At 61.4% G+C, this 17,958-nt stretch carries 17 protein-coding genes; 12 read left to right on the forward strand and 5 right to left on the reverse strand.

Annotated elements, in window-relative coordinates; genetic code table 11:
- The first annotated feature begins 61 nt into the window (after positions 1-61).
- Positions 62-1,282 (forward strand): MFS transporter, encoded by a 1,221-nt coding sequence (locus GHK62_RS20085; protein ID WP_153440876.1) that lies wholly within the window; start codon positions 62-64, stop codon positions 1,280-1,282.
- Here the strand turns inward: GHK62_RS20085 and dgcA are convergent.
- Positions 1,234-2,217, reverse strand: coding sequence for an N-acetyl-D-Glu racemase DgcA (gene dgcA, locus GHK62_RS20090; RefSeq protein ID WP_153440877.1), 984 nt, complete (start codon positions 2,215-2,217; stop codon positions 1,234-1,236). The two genes, GHK62_RS20085 and dgcA, sit on opposite strands and share 49 nt — an antisense overlap.
- Positions 2,218-2,420: 203 nt before the next feature.
- On the opposite strand from dgcA, the gene GHK62_RS20095 reads away from it, so the two are divergent.
- The 4 genes from GHK62_RS20095 to GHK62_RS20110 all read left to right on the forward strand — a co-directional run bounded on the left by GHK62_RS20095 (position 2,421) and on the right by GHK62_RS20110 (position 6,566).
- Positions 2,421-3,575, forward strand: a complete 1,155-nt coding sequence (locus GHK62_RS20095) for an ABC transporter permease (protein ID WP_184108751.1) — start codon at positions 2,421-2,423, stop codon at positions 3,573-3,575.
- A gap of 12 nt (positions 3,576-3,587) precedes the next feature.
- Positions 3,588-4,400 (forward strand): ABC transporter ATP-binding protein, encoded by an 813-nt coding sequence (locus GHK62_RS20100; protein ID WP_153440878.1) that lies wholly within the window; start codon positions 3,588-3,590, stop codon positions 4,398-4,400.
- 94 nt (positions 4,401-4,494) lie between these two features.
- On the forward strand, positions 4,495-5,865 hold the full coding sequence (locus GHK62_RS20105) for an MlaD family protein (RefSeq protein ID WP_153440879.1): 1,371 nt from the start codon (positions 4,495-4,497) through the stop codon (positions 5,863-5,865).
- A gap of 83 nt (positions 5,866-5,948) precedes the next feature.
- The gene (locus GHK62_RS20110) at positions 5,949-6,566 is read left to right on the forward strand and encodes an ABC-type transport auxiliary lipoprotein family protein (protein WP_153440880.1); all 618 of its coding nucleotides are present in this window, start codon (positions 5,949-5,951) and stop codon (positions 6,564-6,566) included.
- 55 nt (positions 6,567-6,621) lie between these two features.
- Here the strand turns inward: GHK62_RS20110 and GHK62_RS20115 are convergent, their stop codons facing one another.
- A complete protein-coding gene (locus GHK62_RS20115) occupies positions 6,622-6,900 on the reverse strand; it encodes a BON domain-containing protein (protein ID WP_153440881.1) in 279 nt (92 codons plus the stop codon).
- 143 nt (positions 6,901-7,043) lie between these two features.
- Positions 7,044-7,955: an oxygen-dependent coproporphyrinogen oxidase gene (gene hemF / locus GHK62_RS20120; RefSeq protein ID WP_153440882.1), complete on the reverse strand. Its 912-nt coding sequence runs from the start codon at positions 7,953-7,955 to the stop codon at positions 7,044-7,046.
- A gap of 263 nt (positions 7,956-8,218) precedes the next feature.
- Between hemF and GHK62_RS20125 the strand changes: the two genes are divergently transcribed.
- Both GHK62_RS20125 and GHK62_RS20130 read left to right on the forward strand, forming a co-directional pair.
- Positions 8,219-8,479, forward strand: a complete 261-nt coding sequence (locus GHK62_RS20125; protein WP_153440883.1) for a hypothetical protein — start codon at positions 8,219-8,221, stop codon at positions 8,477-8,479.
- A 178-nt stretch (positions 8,480-8,657) separates the two neighbouring features.
- Positions 8,658-9,839: an MFS transporter gene (locus tag GHK62_RS20130; protein WP_153440884.1), complete on the forward strand. Its 1,182-nt coding sequence runs from the start codon at positions 8,658-8,660 to the stop codon at positions 9,837-9,839.
- On the opposite strand, the gene soxR is transcribed toward GHK62_RS20130, so the two are convergent.
- Entirely contained in the window at positions 9,836-10,309 is a 474-nt protein-coding gene (soxR, locus tag GHK62_RS20135) for a redox-sensitive transcriptional activator SoxR (protein ID WP_153440885.1), read from the reverse strand. The genes GHK62_RS20130 and soxR overlap by 4 nt on opposite strands.
- 78 nt (positions 10,310-10,387) lie before the next feature.
- On the opposite strand from soxR, the gene GHK62_RS20140 reads away from it, so the two are divergent.
- On the forward strand, positions 10,388-10,963 hold the full coding sequence (locus tag GHK62_RS20140) for an NADPH-dependent FMN reductase (RefSeq protein WP_153440886.1): 576 nt from the start codon (positions 10,388-10,390) through the stop codon (positions 10,961-10,963).
- Positions 10,960-12,198: an MFS transporter gene (locus GHK62_RS20145; protein ID WP_153440887.1), complete on the forward strand. Its 1,239-nt coding sequence runs from the start codon at positions 10,960-10,962 to the stop codon at positions 12,196-12,198. Before GHK62_RS20140 ends, GHK62_RS20145 begins: the two co-directional genes overlap by 4 nt.
- Before the next feature lie 17 nt (positions 12,199-12,215).
- On the opposite strand, the gene GHK62_RS20150 is transcribed toward GHK62_RS20145, so the two are convergent.
- A complete protein-coding gene (locus GHK62_RS20150; RefSeq protein WP_153440888.1) occupies positions 12,216-12,677 on the reverse strand; it encodes a tRNA (cytidine(34)-2'-O)-methyltransferase in 462 nt (153 codons plus the stop codon).
- 468 nt (positions 12,678-13,145) lie between these two features.
- Between GHK62_RS20150 and GHK62_RS20155 the strand changes: the two genes are divergently transcribed.
- The 3 genes from GHK62_RS20155 to petA all read left to right on the forward strand — a co-directional run bounded on the left by GHK62_RS20155 (position 13,146) and on the right by petA (position 17,957).
- Positions 13,146-14,999, forward strand: a complete 1,854-nt coding sequence (locus tag GHK62_RS20155; RefSeq protein WP_153440889.1) for an ABC transporter ATP-binding protein — start codon at positions 13,146-13,148, stop codon at positions 14,997-14,999.
- Positions 15,000-15,150: 151 nt separating this feature from the next.
- On the forward strand, positions 15,151-17,016 hold the full coding sequence (locus tag GHK62_RS20160) for an ABC transporter ATP-binding protein (protein WP_153440890.1): 1,866 nt from the start codon (positions 15,151-15,153) through the stop codon (positions 17,014-17,016).
- 362 nt (positions 17,017-17,378) lie between these two features.
- On the forward strand, positions 17,379-17,957 hold the full coding sequence (gene petA, locus GHK62_RS20165; RefSeq protein ID WP_184108749.1) for a ubiquinol-cytochrome c reductase iron-sulfur subunit: 579 nt from the start codon (positions 17,379-17,381) through the stop codon (positions 17,955-17,957).
- The last annotated feature ends 1 nt before the right edge of the window (position 17,958 follow it).

The following is a 17,958-nucleotide window of genomic DNA, read 5'->3' on the forward strand; positions in this document are numbered from 1 at the left end:
GCTTATGGTGAGCGGCGGCGCGGTTGTGCTAGAGGATGGCTTGCATCCATCAGGTCACTCCATGATTCCCTCATCCGCGCCCTCGAATGTGGGGCCTCCGCCGCGTCGTTTCGCGCTCCGCATAGCGCTGCTCTTTTGTGCGCCGTTGATCGTCAACGGCTTTGCCATGCCGTATTTCCCGGTTTGGCTGAGCACCCTGTCAATGACCGACTTCGAGATCGGCGTCGTCCTTGCCATCCCCATGTTCATTCGCGTGATTACCGCGCCGCTCGCCGGTGTGCTTGCGGATCGGATCGGAGAGCGGGTGATCGTGCTGATCTGGTCCGCCGTGCTCTCCCTCGCAACGGCCTTCATTCTTTTCTACGCGCACAGTTTCTGGCCGGTTCTCGTCGTCTACGCGCTGCAGTCGGCGGTTTATTCGCCCTATGTGCCGATCGTCGAGGCGATCGCGCTCTCGGGCGTGAGGCGCTGGGGCTTCGACTATGCTCATATGCGCGTATGGGGATCGGTCGCCTTTATCGGCGCGACCATGCTGGGCGGCTGGATGATCGGCAGGTTTGGCGGCCCGATGGTCTTGCCGGCGATGGCCATGGGTTTTGGGCTGATGATCCTCATGGCCTTGGCGGCCCCGCGCGTCGGCCGGCCGCGCCGTCCATCGCCGATCACCGCCCTGACCGAGCCGCCGCCGAAATCGCTCCGCCAGCCCGACCTGCAATTGCTGCTGGTCGGCGTCACACTGGTCAACAGCAGCCATGCCATGCTCTTCGCCTTCTCGGCCATCTACTGGCAGCATATCGGCTACAGCGGCACGCAGATCGGAGTACTCTGGAGCGCCGGCGTGGCAGCCGAGGTGCTGATGTTCTGTTTCGCAAAGGCCATCATTCGGCGCTTCAGCGTGTGGACAATGATCTTCTCAGGCTGCGGACTTGCCGTCGTGCGCTGGCTGATCTTCCCGATGGATCTCGGCTTTCCCGGCTATTTCGTCCTGCAGTGTTTCCACGCCTTCACTTATGCGATCATGCACACGGGCATGCAGCACAAGCTGGTCGAAAGGGTTGCAGAAGAGCAGGAGGCTTCGGCGCAGGGCCTCTACTTCTTCTACACCGGCTTCTTCACGGCGATATTCACGTTCCTTTCGGGCTATTTCTACGCGTGGTTCGGCGTCAACGGTTTCTATTCAATGTCGGCCGTCGCCTTTGCGGGCTGTTGTTTCGCTTTTGCCGGCTGGTATCTTCAGCCCCAGAGGCTGGTCTCGGGCGGAAAGACGAGAGAGGCTTCGTAGCGCAGGCCGGGCTTGCGGTCTTCAGCAAGCAGGAGCGGACCGTCGAGATCGACGAAATCGACGCCCTGGGCGACGAGTATCGCCGGCGCCATGGCGAGCGAGCTGCCGACCATGCAGCCGACCATGATCTTGAGCCCCAGCGCTTCGGCTGCGGCGCGCATGCGAAGCGCCTCGGTCAACCCGCCGGTCTTGTCGAGTTTGATGTTGACCGCATCATAGCGTCCGGCCAATCCCTTGAGATCGTCGGTTCCGTGCACGCTTTCGTCGGCGCAGACCGGCACCGGGTGCGCGATTGACGCGAGCGCTTGATCCCGGCCTGCAGGCAACGGCTGCTCGATGAGAGAGATGCCGTTTTCCGCGCAGGCCGCGAAATGGGCGGCCAGATTGTCCTCCGTCCAGCCCTCGTTCGCGTCGAGGATGATTTTGCTTTCCGGCGCCCCCTGGCGCACGGCGCGAATGCGCGATGCGTCGTCGGCAGTTCCGACCTTCACCTTCAACAGCGCCCGATGGGAATATTTTTGTGCCTGCACCATCATCTGCTCGGGGTCGCCGAGGGAGAGGGTGTAGGCGGTCGTCAAAGCGCCGGGAGCGGTGGTGCCGACCAGCTCATGGACACGCTTGCCGCTTTTTTTTGCCTCCAGGTCCCAGAGGGCGCAATCTACGGCATTGCGGGCCGCGCCAGGCGACATCGCCTTCTGCAGATCAGCGCGCGTCAAGCCGGCTTCGATCGACGAGCGCACGGCTTCTATTGCAGCCAGAACCGATTCGAGCGACTCGCCGTACCGGGCATAGGGTACGCATTCTCCCCAGCCGGTCACCTTGCCGTCGCTGATCTGGCAGGTAACGACGCTCGCCGTCGTCTTCGAGCCACGGGAAATCGTGAAGGCGCCGGCGATCGGAAAGTGTTGGACGGTGGCGGTAAGCGAAAGTGGCATTGGATCTTCTCCGTCGGGTCGATGCACGATATCTCGACCATCACCCGCCATGATGTTCTGCGTTTTTGGAACTTATTTGAGCAGTGTAGCTTTTCAGCCGCACAAAGCGCGCATTATGACTTTGAATTTCTGCACGATTTGGTCCTTAAATCGAATCTGGTTTAAGGAATTATGCAAGGGCCAACCCGGAAGACCAAGATCACGTGACGCATTCCCAATCCCAGATCGTTGCAGATGTCACGCTCGACGAGAGTGCCGGCGTAGAGGGCCGCCGCTATGTTTTCAGCGGCAACTGGCGGCATGAGACAGCCGAGGCGATGGCCGCGAAGCTGAAGAAGCTTGGTCGCCCCTCGGGGGGACGGCATGAGTTCGATTTTTCCGGCGTCACGGCGATGGATACGGCGGGCGCCTGGATCATCCGCCGCTTCATGAACGGCATTGGCGGCGAGGCGGGCGCGGATGTGCATTTCGCGAGCGGCGGCCAGCGTTATGTCGAACTCGTGCAGGCACTTCCGGAAAAGTTGCGCTTGCCGGAACGCGACACCACGAGACTTCCGCTTTTCCAGCGGCTGTTTGCGCCGATCGGCGAGTTAACCGTGTCCATATGGACCGACACGGTCGCCGCGATGTTCATTCTCGGCTCGGCCGTGCGCGGCGCCCAGTTGAAGCTCGGGCGTCATGCGGGGGTTTCTCCAGCCGCGATCGTGCACCAGATCGACCGCATGGGCGTCATGGCGGTGCCGATCATCACCCTCATGTCGTTTTTGATCGGCGCCATCATTGCGCAGCAGGGAGCATTCCAACTCCGATCGTTCGGCGCCGAGATCTTCGTCGTCGACCTTGTCGGCATTCTGCAGTTGCGCGAAATCGGCGTGCTCTTGACCGCGATCATGATTGCCGGCCGATCCGGCAGTGCGATCACCGCCGAGATCGGTTCGATGAAGATGCGCGAAGAGGTAGACGCGCTGAAGGTCATGGGCTTGAGCCCCGTCGGCGTTCTTGTCTTTCCGCGCCTGGTGGCGTTGACGATCGCGCTGCCACTTCTGACGATCATCGCGAACTTCGCGGCGCTCGCCGGTGCGGCCCTCGTCGCGTGGAGCTATTCGGGCATCACGTTCGCGACGTTTCTGTCGCGGCTGCAGGAAGCCGTCGACTTCTCGTCGGTGGCCGCGGGCATGATCAAGGCGCCGTTCATGGCGCTGATCATCGGCGTCGTTGCCGCCGTCGAAGGACTCAAGGTCGGCGGGAGCGCCGAGTCACTCGGACGTCGCGTTACCTCATCGGTCGTCAAATCGATTTTCGTCGTCATTCTTATCGACGGATTATTTGCCATGTTCTACGCGGCAATCGACTTCTGAGGCGGACGGAACATGGTTCAGGCAGTCATGGAAACACAACCGGACAACGCGGTGGAACAGCGCGAAGCCGTGCTTTCCGTTCGCGACCTTACGGTCGGTTTCGGCGACAACATCGTTCTCGACAAGCTCAACCTCGAGGTGCTGCGCGGCGAGATCCTGGGCTTCGTCGGCGCTTCCGGTACGGGCAAGTCGGTACTGATGCGCACGGTGCTGAGACTCCTGCCGAAGCGTTCAGGCACGATCGAGATCCTTGGAGCCGAATACGACAAAGTGAGCGAGGCCGACCGCATCGCACTCGACATGCGGCTCGGCGTCCTTTTCCAGCATGGCGCGCTCTTCTCCGCCTTGACGGTGCGGGAGAATATTCAGGTGCCGATGCGCGAATATCTCGATCTGCCGCAGGACCTGATGGACGAGCTTGCGCGGCTCAAGGTCGAATTGGTGGGCCTCGCGCCTGAGGCCGCGGATAAGTATCCGTCCGAGCTGTCGGGGGGCATGATCAAGCGCGCAGCACTCGCGCGGGCGCTGGCGCTCGATCCGGATCTTGTCTTCCTCGACGAGCCGACCTCGGGCCTCGATCCGATCGGTGCTGCGGAGTTCGATGAGTTGATCGCCAAGTTGCGCGACACGCTTGGATTGACCGTATATATGGTGACTCACGATCTGGACAGCCTGTTCTCGGTCTGCGACCGGATTGCGGTTCTCGGAAAGAAGCGCGTTCTGGTTTCCGGCACGATCGAAGATATGCTTGCCTGTGAAGAGCCATGGGTGAAGTCCTATTTCCGGGGCAAACGAGCAAGGTCGATCGTTCGCGAGCATGGCTGATGCTCACAGGGTGAATGGTGACAAGCTTCAGGCAAGCCCGGTTGTCGAAGCAGTGTGGATGAGCGGCTGGAAGTCGCGAAGGTAGTCAGAGCCAATGGAAACCAAAGCAAATTATGCCATTGTTGGCTTCTTCACGGTGCTTGTCATCGCGGCCGCATTCGGATTCGTCTACTGGATGTCGCAGTATGGACGAGGCGGGCAGATGGTCGACCTGATCGTCAACATCCCGGGCTCGGCCAACGGACTTTCGGTCGGCTCGCCGGTGCGATTCAACGGCATCAACGTCGGCACCGTCCGCAATCTCGCCATCGATGCCAACGATCCGCGCTTTTCGCTCGCCATCACCGAGGTTTCGGCTGACGCGCCCGTACTCAAATCCACCAGGGCTACCCTTGAGGTGCAGGGGTTGACCGGCGCCGCCTATATCGAGCTCAGTGGCGGCAAAAAGGGCGACGAGAACATCCTGAAGACCGCCCTTGAAAACGGAACACAGGCGCGGATCCTCGCTGATCAGTCGAGCGTTACCAGCCTGCTGGCAACCGCGGACGCGATTCTCGACCGGGCAAACAGCGCCATTGGCGACATACAAGGCTTCGTCACGGACGTACGCGGCCCGCTCACCACGACGATCGGCAATGCCGAGCGCTTTTCCAAGGCGCTTGCCGACAATTCGGGCGCAATCGACGATTTCCTGAAGAGTGTCGGGGAACTCTCGACAACGGTCAGCGCCGCTTCCCAGAAACTCGACTCGACGCTTGCGGCCGCCGACACGTTGATCAAATCGGTTGACCCGAAGAAAATCGACCGCATCGTCAGCAATGTCGAACAGGTAAGCAATGACCTCAAGAACGCCTCCGGCGGAGTTTCCGAGACGATCGCCTCCTTCCGGCGGACCGTGGAGACCTATCAGGACGTTGGCAGGAACGCCCAGCAGACACTGAAGCGCGTCGATACGCTGATCGAATCGGTCGATACCCAGAAGGTCAAACTGGTCGTCAACGACATCTCGGCCGCAAGCGCCGATGCCCGCCAGACCGTCGCGCGGATATCGGACTTCGCATCGAAGATCTCCGCACGGCAGGAGGATATCGACCAGGCGATTACCGATTTCACGCAGATGTCGAACAAGCTGAACGCGGCATCGAGCCGGGTCGACGGCATTTTGGTGAAGATCGACGGCTTCCTGGGCGATGCCAACGCGCCGTCGCTTTCCGCCGAGGCGCGTTCGACGCTCGAGGCGTTCCGTAAGGTGGCCGATAGCCTCAATGCGCAGATCGGTCCGATCACCGAGAACCTGAGGCGTTTCTCGAATTCGGGACTGCGCGACGTGGAGGCTCTGGTCACCGAGACGCGCCGTACGGTACAGGGCCTGGAGAGTACGATTTCAAACTTCGATAGAAATCCGCAGAGGCTGCTTTTCGGGGGCGAAACGGTAAAGCAGTATGATGGCCGCACGCGGCGGTGATTCGCGTCGATCGAGTGTTTGCAGGCAGCATGCACCCGACGGGTAGACTGTATTGCGCCGAAGTGGATGGGGATATTGGCAGTATGGATTTTCGGGGGCTGGTAGTTGTGCGTAAGGGGAGGGCGACCCGGTCTGCCGTTATCTTCTCATTGGCCATGGCGCTCGCGGGTTGCGGCACGCGCGCCGCCGTCAACGATACGTTCAGTCTTGCAACGGCGCCCATTGTCAAAGGGCAGGCGTCGACCAACAGGCAAATCCTCGTGCCCGAGCCGACCGCGCTCCAGACCATCAACAACGATCGGATCGTAATCCGGCTGTCCAGGTCGGAACTGCAATTTCTCGCCAAGGCACAGTGGGGCGACCGTCTCCCGAGGATGGTGCAGGACAAGCTCGTCCAGACCTTCGATAATACCGGAAACGTGAAGGGTGTCGGCAAGCCGGGGCAGGGCTTGGCGATCGATTACCAGCTCATTACCGAAATCCGTTCCTTCGAAGTCTCCACAGAAGGGGCGGACACGGCGGTTGTCGAGATCTACGCCAAACTGCTCAACGATCGGGACGGCACTGTCCTGACGCAGAAGGACTTCCGTGCCGCTGTGCCTGCGCGAGCCCCGAACAGCCCCGCCTTTGTCGCTGCCCTCGATGCGGCTTTTGCTCAGGTCGCCGCGGACATCGTCAGCTGGACCCTCAGCTCCATCTGAACTTCGATTTCGGTTCTTTGCCGTTTTAGGCGCATGACGGCTCAGCTGGCGCCGCTCACCCTGTGCCGACTTTCGAAATCTCGATGTGGTTGATCACCTCGGCAACGCCCTCGACGGCGGCCGCCGCTTCCTCCGCGCGGGCGGCTTCCTCGCTGGTTGCCACAGTTCCGCCGAGCACGACCGTGTTGCCGCTGCAGGTGACCGTGACGTCGATAGCGTCGAGCCCCGGCGAGACCGCGAGATAGTGCGCGATGCGGCGTTCGAGTTCGGCAGGGTGCTCGGCTGGTTGTCGCTCCGGCGCCTCGCCGAAGAATGTCCGTTGCTTGAAAATCATGCGCCGGTCCTTCTCTCCCTCTCGCGGAAAGAACGCCGGTCGCAGGAATTTGTTCGGTCGCGCTCGAGGCTACAGCAAGTCAAAGTGCCACAGCGATCTTTGCACGTCCGATTGGCGCGGCGCTGTGCGACGCCCGGCTGCTGTCAAGGCCAGCGCACAACCGGTGGCAGGGAGGAGAGGATAGATTCGACGTTCCCGCCCGTCTTGAGGCCGAAAATCGTGCCACGATCGTAGAGCAGGTTGAATTCGACGTAACGTCCGCGACGGACCAACTGCTCGTCGCGATCCTCTTCCGTCCACGAGGTGTTGAAATTCGCGCGGACAATCTTCGGATAGACGAGAGAGAAGGCTTTGCCAACGTCTCGGGTAAAGGCGAAATCCGCCTGCCAGCCGCCGAGTTCATCCGGTGAGTGCAGCCAGTCGTAGAAGATGCCGCCGGTACCGCGCGGTTCGTTCCTGTGTTTCAGGAAGAAATACTCGTCGCACCATGCCTTGAACTTCGCGTGATCGGCGACCGCGTGTCGGTTGCAGGTGATCTCCATGGCCCGGTGGAAGAGCATCGTGTCCGGATCGGTCATCACCCGCCGACGATCGAGAACCGGCGTGAGATCGGCACCACCGCCGAACCAGTGACTGGTCGTCACGACCATGCGCGTATTCATATGCACGGCGGGGACGTTGGGGTTGACCGGATGGGCAATCAGCGAAATGCCAGACGCCCAAAAACGCGGATCTTCGCTCGCACCGGGAATCTGGCCGCGAAACTCGGGCGAAAACTCGCCATGGACGGTGGATGTATGGACGCCCACCTTTTCGAAGACGCGACCTTCCATCATCGACATACGGCCGCCACCGCCGGCTCCCCCGTCGCGCAGCCAGTCCTTGCCGACGAAGCGGCCTGGAGGTTGATCGGAGAGCGGTCCGGTCAAGTCGTCCTCAAGCGCCTCGAAAGCCGTGCAGATCGTGTTGCGCAGGCTTTCGAACCACGCCTTTGCCTCGGCCTTCTTGTCTTCGATGTCAGCAGGCAGACCCTGCGGCAACTGCGGTCTTTCCATGGGAATTCAGCTTCCATTCGCGGCGTCTCGCGCGGGAGAAGCCGCCGATTCGAGTGGTTTCGCCACAGTTCATATTTTTCCCCGAATGGCAACGGCGGCGCGACCCCGTCAATAGTCTACCGCAGGAATAAGCCCCAGATGAGGATGATCTCTTGAGCCGATCCCCTCATGCAGTGGGGCGGACCAAGGTCCGGGCTCGCGGCCGGGCGAGGGGCTGGCAATCGGGAGGCTGTCATCCTATCTTCCTTGCAGAGGTATGGCCCATGGCAAGAATACCCGCAGGACCGCCGCTTGAAGGCTTGCGGCGTCAGATTGCCCGGCACCGCCGGGAGAAACCCACACGGAGCGACAAGCTCTTCGTGCGAGAGACTTTTCGACTTGAGCGAAGCGCGGCTCGCGCCAAGGCGCGCGAGTGGTTCGAGACCTGGCCCAAGGCGGCCTATTGGACCGAGGTGGAAAGCTGGCGCCAGCTCGATGGCGATGAAATCGAATTCACCATGCGCCGGCTGCCAAGCGCAGACTGATCACCCGCGACTGCGCTTTGCATCGAAGAGATCGCTGCTTTCCTCGCATATTCCGCTCGTGGCGGGGTCGGAGCGCATCCGGGAAAACTGGTCGCCATGACGCAACCAGTACGCTACAAGGCCAGGCGGCACCTACTCAGGGCCGTTCCGTCCTCGCTCATTCCGGCGTCGTTATTTCATGCTCGTCTTCCGCTCAGTCGTAGTTCTGTCCGCAACGCAGATCATTGCCTGGGGCGCCATGTTCATGGCCGTTTCCGTGACGGCAGCAGAAATGGCCGGTGATCTCGGCCTCAACCCGTCGAGCGTCTATCTCGGGCCAACGGTCATGCTGGTGGCGATGGCGCTGTGTTCGCCGTCACTCGCCGGGTTCTATGCCCGCCACGGTGCTCGGCAGGTGTTGGCGCTCGGCTCGCTCTTCGCAGCACCCGGTCTCTGGCTGCTTGCCGGAGCGGAAGGAACGCTCTCCTATTTTGCCGCCTGGGCCATCCTTGGCATGGCGGGCGCAGCAACCTTGACGACCTCCGCCCATGTCTTCCTGAACGAGGTGGCGGGCGAGGGTGCCCGGCGAGCGATCGGGGCACAGATGCTCGCCATGGCACTCGCGCCGAGCCTTTCCTGGCCTGCCACCGTCTATCTTGAGGGGCTGTTCGGTTGGCGCAACACGTTCGTGCTATATGGCGCGGTGATGCTGCTTGTCTGCGCGCCGCTGCATTTCTTTGCTCTGCCAAGAACCGTGGCACATGCCAACACACCCAGAAGCCGAACGCCGCAGGTTTCGACCAGGCAGCAAATCGCGCGCGACCGGCTTGTCGCAACGCTGATTACGGCCGCTGTTGCACTCAATGGATTCGTCACCTGGGGTTTCCAATTGGTGGTTATCGACCTTTTCCGCAGCTTCGCATTGCCGGAATATCTCGCCGTTGGCTTTGGTTCGGCGATCGGCTTCGTCCAATTGTCCGCGCGGCTTTTTGATTTTCTGGGCGGTAACCGCTGGGATGGCCTGACGACCGGCCTCGTCGCGGCGGCAATCATGCCTCTCGCCCTGCTAGCATTGATTTTCGGCAACGGAGCCGAATGGTCGATCATTCTGTTTCTCGTGCTCTATGGCCTTTCGAGCGGCGCCATGTCGGTCAGCCGGGCGACGATGCCGCTCGTATTCTTCACCTCAGGACAGTACGCGTCGGTCATGGCGCGCCTGGGTCTGCCCCTCAATCTCGCCTTCGCCGCCGCTCCACCCTTCTTTTCCTTCATTCTCGGCACGGCGGGAAACTGGTGGGCTTTGTCTTTCGCGCTTCTCTGCTCCCTTGGCACGCTGGCAAGCATGGTTACTCTCGAACGCCTGAGACCGGCGCAGCGCTAACCCGTTCCCTCCATCGGATCGATCAGGCGCGGGCCGGCTCCTTCGCCGCCGAGCACGTCGAAAGGATTGCGCAAGGGACACTCGCGCATCGAGAGACAGCCGCAGCCGATGCATCCAGTCAGGTGGTCGCGCAACGCCGTCAGCTTGGCGATCCGCTCGTCCAGTTGGTGCCGCCAAGTCATGGAGAGTTTCGTCCAGTCCTCAACGGTCAAAGGTCGATCATGCGGCAAGACCGAGAGCGCCGACTGGATCTCTGCCAGCGGGATGCCAGTGCGCTGAGCCACCTTGATGACGGCCACGCGCCTCAGCACCGCACGCGGATAGCGCCGTTGATTGCCGCGGCTCCGGTTGCTTCGGATCAGCCCTTTCGTTTCGTAGAAATGGAGCGTCGATACCGCTAGACCGCTTCGTTCCGCGACCTCGCCGACCGTTAACTCGCGCGAAATATCACCGACCTTGCCTTTTTCCATGGATGCTATTGACCTCAACTATGGTTGAGGTTCTATAGCATGAGCTCCCTGATAGCGACAACAAGGAGCTGATTCCCCATGACAGAGAAAATGACCCTCGCCGTGATCTATGGCAGCGCGCGGCAGGGCCGGTTTTGCGATACCGTCGCGAGTTGGCTTATCCGTGAGCTTTCGGAATCCAGCGTTTTCAGTCTGACGATCATAGATCCAGTGAGATTCAAGACCTCTCGTGGCGCCGAAAAGGCGCTCGATCCGGCGGAATGGATGGAGCGAAAGGTCGCCGAGGCGGACGCCTTCATCGTCGTCACGCCCGAATACAACCACGGCTATCCCGCCGCGCTGAAGGAACTGATCGATTCGGTCTATGAGCCGTGGCACGCCAAGCCGGTTGCCTTCGTCTCCTATGGCGGCGCATCGGGTGGCATCAGAGCCGTAGAGCAGCTACGCCAAGTTTTTGGGGAACTGCATACGGTCACCTTGCGCGACGGCATCACTTTCCCGAAAGCTTGGTCGAAATTCGATGCGGCTGGAAATCTCTACAAGCCCGATGAAATGCGCGCCCCGTTGTTCCTGATGATGGATCGTCTGACCTGGTGGGCACGGACATTGAAGACCGCCCGCAAGACGACACCTTACAGCGAGATCGCAGCATGAGCGGTCCAACCTTCAACGTGGCGGCTGGCGCCCAGGGGGTTCTTTCCCCCGGCACCCGCGGGCGCAATCTCACGCTTCTGTGCGTGAGCGCCTTGACGATCATGTCGGGCGCCACGATCTCCGCATCCTTGCCCGGCATCGAGGCTCGCTTCGCCGACACTGAAGGCGCGGCGCTGCTTAGCCGCATGATGCTGACGCTCCCGGCGATCTTCATCGCCGGACTCGCGCCCGTTGCCGGCGTCATTGCCGACCGGTTTGGCCGAAAGCGGCTGCTGCTTCTTTCACTCGTCGTCTTCGCGCTGGCTGGATCATCCGGCCTCATGCTTGACAGCCTGCCGGCCTTGCTTGTCGGCCGTGCGGTCCTCGGCATCTCCGTCGCAGGCATCATGACGACGGCGACCGCGCTTGTCGGCGATTTCTTCGAAGGAGCCGCGCGCGACCGCTACATGGGGTTTCAGGCTGCCTTCGTTGGTATCGGTGGTGCCATCTTCCTCTCGGGCGGTGGTCTGCTCGCCGACATCCATTGGCGCGGGCCGTTTGCGATCTATTGCTTGGCTTTTGTGCTGTTACCGGCCGTGTTGGCGCTGATCCCGGAGCCGCGCAGAACTGGTGCTACGCCGGTTGCAGGGGTCAAACAGGAGCCACGTTCCGGTTTCGTTTTGCCGCTTGTCCTCGTGCTGCTGGCGGCATGCCTGCACTTTGCGATCTTCTACATGCTGCCAACACAGCTGCCCTTCTATCTGAAAAGCCTCGGTATCACCCAGCCAAGCCGCGCCGGTATCGCAATCGGAGCAGGGCAGGTCGTCGGCGTCCTGGCTGCGCTTTCCTTTTCGCGGGTGAGGGGCCGCATCGGTCGAATGGGCGTCTTTGCCCTCGGTTTCGCAGCGCTTGGCGCCGGTTATATCGGATTGGGAAGCGCCCAATCCTATGCCGGCATCCTTGTCGCAACGGCGATTACCGGGATAAGCATGGGGTTGATGACGCCGAACCTCTCGGCTTCGCTGCTGGCGATCGCGCCGCCGACACTACGCGGGCGACTTTCGGGCGCCTTGATAGCCAGTATCTTTGCCGGCCAATTCGTCTCACCGCTTGCAAGTCAGCCGCTTATCCGCGACTGGGGCTATGCGGCCGCCTTCACCGGCGCTGGCGCATTGCTCGGCGCGCTCGGCCTGATCTGCCTGGTAAGCCGGGTGCTGCTCGCCGTGCGTCTCCGGCAACAGGAGGACAGGGTATGACGCGTTTCGCCGGCCGGTCACTCAGTCTCGGTTTGGCGGATCGCTTCGCCGACGATCATGGCGGCCGAGATGGCGATATTGAGCGAGCGCTGGCCTGGCGCCATCGGGATAACGACGCGGCCGTCGGCCCGCTCGTGCACGTGGTCCGGCACGCCAGCGCTTTCACGTCCGAACAGCAGGATGTCGTCCGGACGAAAGCTGAAGCGCGTATAGGGCCGCGCCGCCTTGGTCGAGGCCAGCACAAGCCGCCTGCCGGTGGTCGCACGCCACGCTTCGAAGCGCTCCCAGTTGACGTGGCGGGTGAGGGTGACGGCCGCAATGTAGTCCATGCCGGCGCGCTTGAGGTTGCGGTCCGACAGATCGAAGCCGGTTGGTTCGATGATGTCGACCGCGAGGCCGAGACAGGCGGCGAGCCGCTGGATCGTGCCGGTATTGCCCGGAATGTCCGGCTGGTAGAGCGCGATACGGAGATTGTTCATGGGCCTTCACCGGAACCTAAGCGAACGTGGAAAAGCGACGGCTTCTATGACAGTGAATCGCGCCGCGATCCACCCGCGGCCACGCCATCGGAGGGTACATTTCATGTCGCTCGATTTGCGCTCGCTAATTTGTGCCGTATCGGCAACAGCCGGCACGATGATCACAAAATGGGCAAGAAAATGCCCGCGACAATCTGGCGCGGGCGCGCGAATGGGTTTAAAGCTCACTCATCTTCAACGCGAACCGATGGAGGCATGCATGCATATTCCCGTGATGACACGCCTCTGGGCCGGGTCTTTCCTGGTCTGACCGGTTCCGCGCCTTTTCTTTCTATCGATCGATTGACGCGCGCTCCGGTTCTCCGGAGGTCGTAGCCTGTTTTGCAGGACCATTTCCGGTTTCAATTTTTCAAGATAAGAATGCGGGGCGACCCGCCTTCCTTCAAAATACTCTGAAGGAGCTCGACAATGTTTGGCTGGTTTGAATCCCGCCTCAATCCTTATCCGACGGAAGAGCCGACGCTCCCGCCGAAGGGTCTTTTTGCATTCTGCTGGCATTACACGAAGCCTGCGGTTCCATGGCTCCTGATCATGTCGGTCTGCACGATGCTGATCGCGATCGGCGAGGTGGCACTGTTCCAGTTCCTCGGCAACATGGTCGATTGGCTTTCCAGCGCCAACCGCGAAACCTTCCTGGCTGCCGAGGGTGGTAAGCTCTTCTGGATGGCGGCGCTCGTCCTCATCGGCCTGCCGAGTCTGGTCGCTCTCGATTCCTTCGTCATGCATCAGGTGCTGCTCGGCAACTACCCGATGATCGCGCGCTGGCAGATGCACCGCTACCTCTTGCGCCAGAGCATGACCTTCTTTGCCAACGAGTTCGCGGGACGCGTGGCGACGAAAGTCATGCAGACATCGCTTGCCGTGCGCGAGACGGTGATGAAGATCCTCGACGTCTTTGTCTATGTCGTCAGCTATTTCGTGACGATGTTGATCGTCGTCGCAACGGCCGACTGGCGGCTGGTAATGCCGCTGGCTGTCTGGCTCGTGGTCTATATCTCCATCGTCACCTACTTCGTGCCACGGCTGCAGAGGATTTCGAAGGAACAGGCTGACGCGCGGTCGATGATGACGGGCCGTATCGTCGACAGCTATACCAACATTGGCACAGTCAAGCTGTTCTCGCACGCAGGCCGCGAGGAGACCTATGCCCGCGCGGCGATGGACGAGTTCCTCGACACCGTTCACCGGCAGATGCGTAAGGTCACGCTGTTTCATGTGTTCGTCTATACGAATAACAGCCTGGCGCTTTTCGCGATCAGCGCCCTTGGAATCCACCTGTGGCTGACGAGCGCGATTTCCGTCGGCGCGATCGCCATCGCGATCGGCCTTGCGATGCGCATCAACGGCATGTCGCAGTGGATCATGTGGGAGGTCTCGGCACTATTCGAGAATATCGGCACGGTCTATGACGGCATGGGCATGATGACCAAGGCGCACGACATCGTGGACCAGCCGAATGCGACCATGCTGAAGGCGGACAAGGGCGCGATCAGTTTCGACAACGTCCGCTTCCACTACGGCAAGGCGCAGGGCGTGATCGACCGGCTGTCGCTCGACATTCGCCCGGGCGAGAAGATCGGCCTCGTCGGGCGGTCTGGCGCCGGCAAGACGACGCTGATGAACTTGCTCCTGCGCTTCTACGATCTGGAGTCCGGTTCAATCCTCATCGACGGCGAGGATATCTCCACCGTCACCCAGGATAGCCTGCGCTCCCAGATCGGCGTCGTCACGCAGGACACGTCGCTCTTGCATCGCTCGATACGTGACAACATCGCCTACGGGCATCCGGAAGCCAGCGACGCGGACATCATCGCGGCGGCGAAGAAGGCGAATGCCTGGGACTTCATCCAGACGCTGGAGGATAACCTAGGCAGGCGCGGCCTCGATGCACAGGTCGGCGAGCGGGGCGTCAAACTTTCCGGCGGCCAGCGCCAACGCATCGCCATCGCGCGCGTCTTCCTCAAGGACGCACCGATCCTGATCCTGGACGAGGCGACCTCGGCGCTCGATTCCGAGGTCGAGGCCGCGATCCAGGAAAACCTGTTCGCGCTTATGGCCGGCAAGACGGTGATCGCGATCGCGCACAGGCTCTCGACGTTGACCGAGATGGATCGCCTGGTGATCCTGGAGGCCGGACGAATCGTCGAAACCGGCTCGCATGAAGAGCTCGTGGGCAAGGGCGGACTCTATGCCGACCTCTGGTCGCGCCAGTCCGGCGGCTTCATTGCCGACGATCTGGAGAAGGAAGAAGCGGCGGAATAATCCGCCGCTTCCATTGCCGTTTGATAGCAATTGGTTAAAGCGTTTTTCTCAAGCTCGTTGCGCGTGTGGCGCTGCGGAACTTACGCATTTGTAATGTAGCGGGCACCGGAAATCGTTTGCCGCTGTTTCATAACCACCTATATCGGAAAACATGCTGCGCGCGATCGTCACCATTTTCGAGAACTGGATCAAGCCGTTCGCGCCGCGTGAGAGGCTGCAGCCACCAAAATCCCTATGGGCGTTCGCCTGGTTTTATGCGAGCCAGGCAAAGGGGCCGTTCCTGGCCATGGCAGCGCTTGGCGGCTTGGTGGCGATGTTGGAGGCCGGGCTTTTCTATTTCGTCGGCCGCCTCGTCGATGTCCTCGACACGGTGAAGCCGGAGGCCGGGTGGAGCGGGCTGATTGCCGCCAATGGACCGGAACTGCTCTTCATGCTGTTGACGGTGCTGGTGTTCCGCTTTCTTGCGGTTGCGCTCGCCGCGCTCGTCGAGGAACAGGCGATCATCACCGGTTTCCTCAACCTGGTGCGCTGGCAATCCTACGTCCACGTGGCGCGCCAGTCGCTGACCTTCTTCCAGAACGACTTTTCCGGCCGCATCGTCACCAAGGTCTGGTCCGGCGCGCAGGCTACGAGCGACCTCATCGTTTCGCTCCTGCAAGTCGTCTGGTTCATCGTCATCTACACGGCCTCGACAATGGCGCTGATCGCCCAGCTCGACTGGCGGCTCGCGGCAATGGTGGCGTTCTGGATTGTGGTCTTCCTGGCGCTTGCCCGATATTTCGTCCCCCGGGTGCGCAAGCATGCCCGTGACACGGCCGAGATGGCGTCGATGCTCAATGGCCGGATGGTCGATGCCTACTCGAACATCCAGACGTTGAAGCTCTTCGGCAGTGACGAGGAGAACGACCGCTATATTCGCGCCGGCTTCGACCGGTTCCAGGGAGCGGTGATCCCCTTCACACGGTTGCTGACGGCTGTGCGGTCGTCGTTGGCGCTGCTTTCCGGGCTGATGATCACGGCGATCGCCGTTTATTCGATCCATCTGTGGCTCGCCGGCTCCGTCAGCTCCGGCGCGGTAGCGTTCACGCTGGCGCTGGTGCTGCGCCTCAATATGCTGCTCGGCCGCATGATGTCGCAGTTCAACGCAATCATGCGCAATATCGGCACGATCCAGAATTCGGCCGAACTCGTCTCGCAGCCGATCGGCCTCGTCGATCAACCGGGCGCGCCGAAGCTGGAGATCAGCCGGCCGGAGATCCGCTTCGAGCACGTGAAGTTCCACTACGGAAAAGGCGGCGGTGTCATCGACGATTTCTCGCTCACCATTCGGCCAGGCGAGAAGGTCGGCATCGTTGGTCGGTCCGGCGCCGGCAAGTCGACGCTCGTTAACCTGCTGCTGCGCTTCTACGACCTCGAGGGTGGCCGCATTCTGATCGACGGCCAGGATATCGCCGGGGTCCGTCAGGAATCGTTGCGCGCCCATGTCGGCATGGTCAGCCAGGACACCTCGCTTCTGCACCGGTCGATCCGCGACAACATCCTCTTCGGCCGGCCCGGCGCGAATGAACAGCAGTTGATTGAAGCGGCCCGCAAGGCAGAGGCATACGAGTTCATCGTGAACCTGCAGGATCAGCGTGGTCGAAGGGGTTTCGACGCGCATGTCGGCGAACGCGGTGTCAAGCTTTCCGGCGGCCAGCGGCAGAGAATAGCGATTGCCCGCGTGATGCTGAAGGATGCACCGATTCTCGTTCTCGACGAGGCGACCTCTGCGCTCGATTCCGAAGTGGAAGCAGCCATTCAGTCAAATCTGGAGCGCCTGATGGAGGGCAAGACGGTGCTTGCGATCGCCCATCGGCTTTCCACGATTGCCGCGCTCGACCGGCTTGTCGTGATGGACAGGGGACACATCGTCGAGGATGGCACCCATGCGGAGCTGATCGCCCGCGGCGGGCTCTATGCCGACCTCTGGGCGCGACAGTCGGGCGGGTTTCTGGCGCGCGAAGACGCGGCGGAATAGGGCGCTTGAATGCCGCTCGCGGGCCATCCGCGACACCATCCCGGAGACGGCCCGCAAACCCGTCAAATCCTTGTGCCAATTGGTCGCGCTTTTACCCGCGACAATCTGCCCACATCCCCTTGTCAAGGCTGGACATAATTTGCGATCAGGCATAGAACGCGCCCGATTGACGGGGAATCTGCGTGCAGTGCGCACGTAGAGTTTTCCGGATACTGGTGTCCGGTCCATGCTTGTCTCGGCAGGCCGGCTAGGCGCCAGCGAGTTCAGAGGGCGTGGTTCCTTGGCTTGGGCGGAGGCCTGAACAGGAATCGCGCCGGGCCGGATGCGGTTTCCGCAATATTGCGTGAGAGGATGGTTTAGCCGTGAGCGAACACGACACTTCAAGCGAGACCTTGGGCGAGCCCACTCGCCGCGATTTTCTATACCTGGCCACTGGCATGGCCGGCGTCGTCGGCGCCGCTGCCGCCGCCTGGCCGTTCATCGACCAGATGCGTCCCGACGCATCGACGCTCGCGCTCGCTTCGATCGAGGTCGATGTTTCCAGCCTCCAGCCCGGCATGTCGCTGACGGCGAAGTGGCGCGGTAAGCCGATCTTCATCCGCAACCGCACGGACAAGGAAGTGGAAGACGCCAAAGCCGTTCCGCTCGAAGACCTCAAGGATCCGGTCGCGCGCAACGCCAATCTCGCCACCGACGCCCAGGCCAATGATCTCGACCGCTCGGCCGGCGAGGGCAAGGAAAACTGGATCGTCATGATCGGTTCCTGCACCCATCTCGGCTGCGTTCCGCTCGGCCAGGCCGGTGATTTCGGTGGCTGGTTCTGTCCCTGCCACGGCTCGCACTACGATACGGCCGGCCGTATCCGCAAAGGCCCGGCACCGGAAAACCTCCCCGTGCCGACCTTCTCGTTCGTTTCCGACACAGTTATCAAGATCGGTTGAG

The organism is Sinorhizobium terangae (genome assembly GCF_009601505.1).
In the GTDB taxonomy this organism is placed as follows: domain Bacteria; phylum Pseudomonadota; class Alphaproteobacteria; order Rhizobiales; family Rhizobiaceae; genus Sinorhizobium; species Sinorhizobium terangae.